Source organism: Lactiplantibacillus sp. 3062, from assembly GCF_055413545.1.
The window spans coordinates 130,682-137,109 of the sequence record NZ_JBVAYE010000008.1 but is presented as its reverse complement, the minus strand read 5'-3'; the positions used below and the strand labels follow the sequence as shown (position 1 = coordinate 137,109).

Genomic DNA, 6,428 nt, shown 5'->3' with positions numbered 1-6,428 from the left:
ATTTTGATTTAATACAAATTTTTAACACAGCTGCCAATTGGATATTACTACCCAATCCCAAAGAATCCATGCATAAACAACGCTGCACAAGCAGCCCCAACGAAAGGTGCAATCCCAGGAACAATGATCCCGTATTGCCAGTCGCTGTCAGCCTTGTTCTTAATTGGTAAGATGGCATGGGCGATCCGTGGACCCATGTCCCGTGCAAGGTTCATGGCGAATCCGGTTGGGCCACCTAGACCCATCCCAATGGCCCAGACTAAGAGCCCAACACCAATCGGCACGATCCCCGGCGTCTTCACTTCAGAAATAGCTAAAATCCCAGAAATAAAAATAAATGTATCGAAGAATTCGACGAAGAAGTTCCGTGGTAAGTTCCGCACAGCGGGTGCGGTTGAGAATAAGTTCCGAATCGTAATTGGGGAAATCTCATCAGCAGAAGCGGCAAAATGGTCCGCGTACATGATCCAGACGATCACGGCACCAACGACCCCACCCAAAACTTCTGCAACTGAATACGGGATAAACAATGACCATGAAAGGTTCCCTAAAATACATTGGGCTAATACCATGGCCGGGTTAATGCAGACATTGCCGAAAATGAAGAGGGCAATTGTAATCCCAAAACCCCATGTTGTAATTGCGAAGATATGGCCGGAACCGCGATACTTGGTCCCCTTTAAAACCTCACTACAATGTACACCGACACCAAAAATAATCATCAAGGCGGTTCCCATGAACTCTGCCAAAAGCTGATGAATCACTATCTTTCTCCTCCTGTGGCGTTGTTACGCCTGTTTATTTTGAAATAGACGCCACTTACTTTCAGAAAGCACCGGCACTTTTTTCACACGAACACCATTATACACAAAATCCGAATCGTTTAATATGTAAATCGCAAAAAGTTTTGATTTTACAGGATTAAACGTTCGGATTCAATTAAAAGGTTCTGATTATTCTTTTTTAGTCGTTTTTTTGCGTTTGAAGAATTGTCGCCGAATGCGACGAATCATCCGTGGAGACTTTGGCTCAATCTTATGCTCAAACCATTCCTGCACCGACGCATTGACGACACCACCAAACATCAAGAGAATCCCGGAAAAATTCAACCAGAACATCAGTACAATTAAACTCCCAATCGTTTGGTAAGTCGTAATCCGTTTAGCAAATAATTCGATGTACACCCGGAACCCTTGCGAGATCACGATCCAACCAATCGTCGTGACTAACGCCCCCGTCCAAATGTAACGCAATTTTACCTTGGCGTTCGGTACAAAGTAATACAACAACATGGCGACGACGAACATCCCAACAAAGGTAATCAAGTTTTTGTTTTCCAACAACTGATTGATCCAATTCGGAATGATGGCACGCGTGAGATTCGTCAAATTCAAGATTACGTCTAGAATCAACTGACTCAACGTGAAGAAAATCGCCAGCCCTACGATGAGGAGTAATAGTCCCAACGTTAAGAAAAAGGCAATAATTCGCGTCCATACGGCATTTTGGGCATCCGTGACCCCGTACGCCTCATTTAGACTCCTGCGAATTGCCGCAATGATTTTAGACGCCGACCAGACTGTCACCAAAATCCCAATTGACAAACTACTGCTGCTGCCACTAGACAGAAATGAAACTAAAATCGGCTTAAACGTCTGGTAGACATTACTAGGAATAACTTCCTGAGCGTACGCTAAAATCTGTCCAGACTTCAAATCAAACCGGGCTATGAGGTTTCCGGCAATCAAGATTATCGGGGCAATCGACATTAACGCGTAGTAGGCCAGCACAATCGCATTATTGCTGACATTGGCTTGTCCATACCGCCGAATAATAATTTCCAGGCTTTTCGTAATTTTAGGGTAACGGGCTTTTAAATTCATTCATTTATCCTCAACGCTCACTTATAGTATTTACAATTATACAATGGAATGCCGTGGGAAACACCTTTTATACTAGGATTAGTGCTTTCGGCGAATAGACTAGTCGGTCCAATCAGATCAATTGATGGCAATACCTAGCCGCTGACGAGTAAAATCTGCTTATCTTCCGGCCGTCAGCCACTTTGACAAAATCAAGTAGCTGCCTAGACACTCAGTAGTACCGGGCCATCTAGATTTTAACGCAAAAAAATAACCGGTATTGATACCCCCGCGGCATCCATCTCCGGCTACTTCACTAATTTCACATCTTTACAGGAGAAGTGAAAATTTTTATCACTATGTCAGTGCTTAATATTACACTGTTTATACAAAAATGTAAATAATTTTAATGTGTACCAATTTTTTTCATAATCGCTTGTAAGATGTATTCCGCAGCATGACCATCGCCATAAGGATTTTTAGCGTCTGCCATCCGTTGGTACGCTGCGGAATCATCTAACAGACTGGTCATCGCTGCCGCAACCTGCTGACCATCAGTGCCGACTAATCGTAACGTCCCCGCGGTGACCCCTTCCGGTCGTTCAGTAGTATCACGCAATACGAGCACCGGTTTATTCAGTGACGGGGCTTCTTCCTGCACCCCACCCGAATCCGTCATAATGAAGTAACTGCGCGCCGCCATGTTGTGGAAATCAAGCACGTCGAGCGGGTCAATGAGGTGAATGCGATCGGTATGGCCGAGGATACGTTTAGCGACTGTCTGCACTGCCGGACTCAAGTGTACTGGGTAGACCACTTCGACATCGGGATGCTGAGCAACCACTCGTTTGATGGCGACAAAGACCGCTTCCATCGGGGCGCCCTGATTCTCACGCCGATGCATCGTGAGTAAGATCATCCGGTGCCCAGGCTGAATCAAATCAAGCGCAGCGTGTTGATAGTCCATCGAAACCGTCTGTTTTAGGGCATCGATGGCCGTATTGCCCGTTACCGTGATGGCCGTATCCGGATGGTTTTCCTTCAATAGATTCTGCCGACTTAATTCGGTCGGTGCAAAGTACATGTCGGCCAGCACATCGGTCAGCTGCCGATTCATCTCTTCAGGATATGGCGAGTACTTCTGCCACGTCCGCAACCCCGCTTCCACGTGTCCGACTGGGATTTGATGATAAAAAGCACTCACACTAGCTGCAAACGTCGTGGTTGTATCACCATGCACCAGCACGATATCAGGCTTGACTGTATCCATAATTGCATCTAACTTCGTCAGTACCCGGCTGGTGATACCAGCTAACGTCTGATTAGGCTTCATGATATTCAAATCATAGTCCGGCGTAATGTGAAAAATCGTGAGCACCTGGTCTAACATCTCGCGGTGTTGAGCCGTCACCACCGTTACCGGTTCAAATTGTGGCTGTTGCTGCAACTGCAACACGATGGGCGCCATCTTAATTGCTTCTGGCCGCGTGCCGAAAATCGTCATTACCTTAATTGGTTTTGTCATTAACTTTCACCTGCATCATTTAGTTTCTAATCTCATCATAGCGTTAGTTACGTCGTGGCGCCATCATTTCGAGTAAAAGTTTAGTTATTTTCAAGGATTCAGCCAAACGGACGGGTAAGCAAAAACACCACCTTGATTGCAGGCACACGTTCTCCCGCAATTAAGATGATGTTCAGCCCGTACCGTTTCTAAAAAGGTACCGTCTTCAATAAAATATCACGAATCTTATACGCTACCTGGTTGTCACCACCAAAAACACCCTGATTTTCAAATAAGACTAAGGCGACTTTGGCATTTCGCGACCCCATATAGTAGCTATGAAAATTATTGTCATTGCCACCCACTCGAATCAACTGGCCTGCCTGGTAATAAACGCCTGCCGAATATTTAATTTGAAAATTATTCGCAAGTGACTTTAAACCGGCTTCGCCAACTAGCTGGCCGCTTTGAAGCCCATACATAAATTTATAATAATCCCCCACACTCATATATAGACTACCACAGCCTAATTCACTAGATTGTAACGGCTTAGAAATGATGCCACTCTGACCAAACCCATTAGCCAAGCGATACGAAGTCGGGTTGATCACATTGCCCGGAATATCGTTATATTCATAGGTATGTTTTAATCCCAATGGCCGAATGATGTCATTAGTCAAAGCCGCCTGATAGGATTTATGCGTCACTTTGCGAATAACCCCTGCCAATAAGGTAAAGTTCGCGTTGGAATAGGCATAAGCATGATTATTCGTCGACCGTAAATGTTGCAGTGTAAAGTTCAGCCGCGCCGTCTCCGTTGGTAAAATCGTCTTTGGTGTTATCTCAGTCATCCGAATACCGGAACGATGGTCTAATAGTTCACGTACCGTAATCTGATTGGCGTACGGAATTTCCGGGTAAAAGTGACTCAGCTTCGTCGTCAGACTCAACTTACCCTGATTGATCAGTTTTTGAATCATCACGCCAGTCACAGCTTTTTGTAATGACGCTAATGGATAAGCCTCCGTCGCAGTATTGCGGACTTGATTGGCATCATCCGCATAACCATACGTTCGAACCCGGACCCCCGCCGGACCGTTCGTGGTCAGTAATAGTGTCCCCATAATATGATGACTTTTGATCAACTGATCGATTTGCTTGATTGCCTGGGCCTCAGTAAGCTGGCCGGGCTTCAATTTAGGCTTAGTCGTCGTTTGCTTTTTCGTCGCGGATTTGATTTTTGACGCTGCCTGCTGTACTTTAATTGTCTTTGGTGTCACTTGCTGTGCTCCTTGACCTAATTGCTGTGATCCCCACACACCCACGCCAATCAACCCCAGTAAGATTGGCAATAAACTTAATAACCAACGCCGTTTGTTCATCATGATCCCCCCTGTTCCTGATGAGTCGCCCGTCAAATCTGACTTGACTACTATTTAATTGTCACAAGCATACGCCCTCACTTCTGACTTTGCATTAAAATGCGAATTATTGTTAGTCCGCCGAACCAAATCGCAAGCGCTATCAACAGCACGGTTTTACCACAATCACTAAAAATTCATCAAAATTTAGTTAATTTAACTCGTGCAATTTCCGAACGTGACCATTAAAATGAAGATTATAGTTAACTTATTCAAGGAAGGATGATCATATTGAGTCAAGCAACTGATTATGTCCAACACGTTTACCAAGTCATTGAACACCGTGATCCGAACCAAACCGAATTTTTAGAGGCCATCAACGACGTCTTCAAAACGATCACGCCAGTCCTCGAACAACATCCAGAATATATCGAAGCCAATATTTTGGAACGTTTGACCGAACCAGAACGGATTATTCAATTCCGGGTTCCTTGGCTCGACGATGCTGGTCATGCACGAGTCAACCGTGGGTTCCGAGTACAATTTAACTCAGCAATCGGTCCATACAAGGGCGGCTTACGGTTACACCCATCCGTTAATCTGAGTATCGTCAAATTCTTGGGCTTTGAACAGATCTTCAAAAATGCCCTGACTGGCCTGCCAATCGGCGGTGGTAAAGGGGGCTCTGATTTCGACCCTAAGGGCAAATCAGACAACGAAATTATGCGCTTCTGTCAGAGTTTCATGACCGAACTGAGCAAGTACATTGGTCTCGATACCGACGTTCCTGCTGGTGATATCGGTGTTGGTGGCCGCGAAATTGGCTTTTTATACGGCCAATACAAGCGACTCCGGGGCGCTGACCGCGGCGTACTCACCGGTAAAGGTTTGAACTATGGCGGTTCGTTAGCCCGGACTGAAGCTACCGGTTATGGTCTCGCCTACTATACCAACGAAATGCTCAAGGCCAACCAACTTTCCTTCCCTGGTCAACGCGTTGCCATTTCTGGTGCTGGTAATGTCGCCATCTACGCGATTCAAAAGGTTGAAGAACTCGGTGGCAAGGTGATTACCTGCTCCGACTCAAACGGTTACGTTATTGACGAAAACGGTATCGACTTCAAGATCGTGAAGCAGATCAAGGAAGTTGAACGTGGTCGCATCAAAGACTATGCCGACCGTGTAGCCAGTGCCAGCTATTACGAAGGTTCCGTCTGGGACGCCCAAGTAGCTTATGATATCGCGTTACCTTGCGCCACCCAAAACGAAATCAGCGGTGATCAAGCCAAGAACTTGATTGCCAATGGTGCCAAGGTCGTTGCCGAAGGGGCTAACATGCCTAGCAGTCCAGAAGCCATTGCGGCATACCAAGCTGCCAGCTTGCTATATGGTCCGGCCAAAGCTGCCAATGCTGGTGGCGTTGCCGTTTCCGCCCTTGAAATGAGCCAAAATAGTATGCGTTTGAGCTGGACTTTTGAAGAAGTCGATAATCGCCTCAAGCAAATCATGCAAGATATCTTTGCACACTCCGTTGCCGCTGCCGACGAATACCACGTTAGCGGTGATTACCTGAGTGGTGCTAACATTGCTGGCTTCACAAAAGTTGCTGACGCCATGTTAGCGCAAGGCTTAGTTTAAGCCAACTACATTTAATCGCATCAAAAAAACGGATTGTCATTATCGACAGTCCGTTTTTCATTA

5 protein-coding genes are annotated in these 6,428 nt (G+C 45.9%); 1 reads left to right on the top strand and 4 read right to left on the bottom strand.

The genetic code is table 11. The annotated features are described in order from the left end of the window. Window positions 1-47: 47 nt before the first annotated feature. The 4 genes from larD to ACWQAU_RS11465 all read right to left on the bottom strand — a co-directional run bounded on the left by larD (window position 48) and on the right by ACWQAU_RS11465 (window position 4,751). The gene (larD, locus tag ACWQAU_RS11480; RefSeq protein ID WP_003643315.1) at window positions 48-764 is read right to left on the bottom strand and encodes a D/L-lactic acid transporter LarD; all 717 of its coding nucleotides are present in this window, start codon (window positions 762-764) and stop codon (window positions 48-50) included. A gap of 189 nt (window positions 765-953) precedes the next feature. Further along, window positions 954-1,883: a YihY/virulence factor BrkB family protein gene (locus ACWQAU_RS11475; protein WP_003643314.1), complete on the bottom strand. Its 930-nt coding sequence runs from the start codon at window positions 1,881-1,883 to the stop codon at window positions 954-956. 385 nt (window positions 1,884-2,268) lie between these two features. After that, the gene (wecB, locus tag ACWQAU_RS11470) at window positions 2,269-3,387 is read right to left on the bottom strand and encodes a non-hydrolyzing UDP-N-acetylglucosamine 2-epimerase (RefSeq protein WP_003646267.1); all 1,119 of its coding nucleotides are present in this window, start codon (window positions 3,385-3,387) and stop codon (window positions 2,269-2,271) included. Between the two features lie 188 nt (window positions 3,388-3,575). Next, on the bottom strand, window positions 3,576-4,751 hold the full coding sequence (locus ACWQAU_RS11465) for a serine hydrolase domain-containing protein (RefSeq protein WP_027821387.1): 1,176 nt from the start codon (window positions 4,749-4,751) through the stop codon (window positions 3,576-3,578). A gap of 258 nt (window positions 4,752-5,009) precedes the next feature. Here ACWQAU_RS11465 and gdhA point away from each other — a divergent pair, with 258 nt between their 5' ends. Beyond that, window positions 5,010-6,365: an NADP-specific glutamate dehydrogenase gene (gene gdhA / locus ACWQAU_RS11460; RefSeq protein WP_031263459.1), complete on the top strand. Its 1,356-nt coding sequence runs from the start codon at window positions 5,010-5,012 to the stop codon at window positions 6,363-6,365. Window positions 6,366-6,428 lie beyond the last annotated feature (63 nt).